Here is a 681-nt window from a genome sequence, read left to right as displayed (position 1 = left end):
CTGACCGCTTCCTCGTGCTTTACGGTATCGCCGCTCCCGATTCGCAGCGCATCGCCTTCTATCGCCTTCTTGACGAGTTCTTCTGAATTGAAAAAGGAAGAGTATGAGTATTCAACATTTCCGTGTCGCCCTTATTCCCTTTTTTGCGGCATTTTGCCTTCCTGTTTTTGCTCACCCAGAAACGCTGGTGAAAGTAAAAGATGCTGAAGATCAGTTGGGTGCACGAGTGGGTTACATCGAACTGGATCTCAACAGCGGTAAGATCCTTGAGAGTTTTCGCCCCGAAGAACGTTTTCCAATGATGAGCACTTTTAAAGTTCTGCTATGTGGCGCGGTATTATCNGAACTGGATCTCAACAGCGGTAAGATCCTTGAGAGTTTTCGCCCCGAAGAACGTTTTCCAATGATGAGCACTTTTAAAGTTCTGCTATGTGGCGCGGTATTATCCCGTATTGACGCCGGGCAAGAGCAACTCGGTCGCCGCATACACTATTCTCAGAATGACTTGGTTGAGTACTCACCAGTCACAGAAAAGCATCTTACGGATGGCATGACAGTAAGAGAATTATGCAGTGCTGCCATAACCATGAGTGATAACACTGCGGCCAACTTACTTCTGACAACGATCGGAGGACCGAAGGAGCTAACCGCTTTTTTGCACAACATGGGGGATCATGTAAC

At 47.5% G+C, this 681-nt stretch carries 2 pseudogenes; both read left to right on the top strand.

What is annotated here, in order from left to right:
* Positions 1–103: 103 nt before the first annotated feature.
* A pseudogene (locus EPA64_RS17130) lies at positions 104–328 on the top strand (serine hydrolase); the annotation flags it as partial.
* 12 nt (positions 329–340) lie between these two features.
* Positions 341–681: pseudogene (locus EPA64_RS16175) on the top strand (serine hydrolase); the annotation flags it as partial.

The organism is Paracoccus luteus (genome assembly GCF_004522155.1).
Lineage (GTDB): Bacteria > Pseudomonadota > Alphaproteobacteria > Rhodobacterales > Rhodobacteraceae > Paracoccus > Paracoccus luteus.
This window is presented reverse-complemented; position numbering and strand designations above follow the sequence as displayed.